The sequence below is a fragment of the Actinocorallia lasiicapitis genome, assembly GCF_054778695.1.
This window is the reverse complement of record NZ_BAAGZI010000802.1, coordinates 1-946: the sequence shown is the minus strand read 5'-3', so window position 1 is coordinate 946 and position 946 is coordinate 1. Positions and strand designations below refer to the sequence as shown.

Below are 946 nucleotides of genomic sequence, written 5' to 3'. Positions count from 1 at the left end.
CGCGGTCGCCGCGGCGTGGGCGCCCTGCGCCGGGGCCCCCAGCACGCCCGCGGTCGAAGAGAGCAGGACGAACGCGGACAGATCGTGTTCGCGGGTCAGGTCGTGGAGGTTCAGGGCCGGGTCGGCGTCCGCGCGCAGCGCCCTGGCGAGCCGGTCGGGGGTGAGCGAGGAGAGGACGCCGTCGTCCTGGACGCCCGCCGTGTGCACGACCGCGCCGAGGTTCCGGCCGTCCAGGAGTTCCGCGAGGGCGGCGCGGTCGGCGAGGTCGCAGACGGCGAGCTCCACCCGTCCGCCCAGTTCGGTCAGTTCCGCCGCGAGGCCGGTGAGGGCGGCGGCGTCCCGGGTGGTCAGGAGCAGGTCGCGGACGCCGTGTGCGGTGACGAGGTGGCGGGCCAGCAGCGCGGTGCGGGGGTCTTCAGCGCCGGTCACGAGGACGACGCCGGTGAGGCTCTCGGGCTCGGCCGGTGCGGTGAGCGGGATCCGGGTGAGGCGGGGGGCGTGAGCGGCGCCGTCACGGATCAGGACCTGCGGTTCGGCGCAGGCCAGGGCCAGGGTGACGGCGTCGTCGGAGTCGAGGTCGGCGAGGATGATGCGGCCGGGGTCCTCGGATTGCGCGGCGCGGACGAGGCCCCAGACGGCCGCTCCGGCCAGGTCGGTGACGTCCTCGCCGTCCCTGGCGACGGCGCCCGAGGTGACCACGAGGAGCGTCGCGCCGTCGGCGCGGCTGCCGGAAGTCCAGGCGTGCAGGGCTTCGAGGGCTTCGTGGACGTCCGCGGGGCGCGCCACCTCGACCCGCTCGGGGGCGGGGCCGTCGGCGGGGACCGGGATCCAGTCGAGGGCGAACAGGGCGTCGTGGAAGCCGGTGCGGGCGGCGGCGAGCTCGGCGGCGGAGACCGCGCGGAGGGTGAGTTCCCGCACCGAGACGACCGGACGGCCTGCGGGGTCC

General features: G+C 76.8%; 1 protein-coding gene. It reads right to left on the bottom strand.

The genetic code is table 11. The annotated features are described in order from the left end of the window. A partial coding sequence (locus tag ACYVE7_RS34710) for a KR domain-containing protein (protein ID WP_460370887.1) occupies window positions 1–946 on the bottom strand: 946 nt, incomplete at both ends.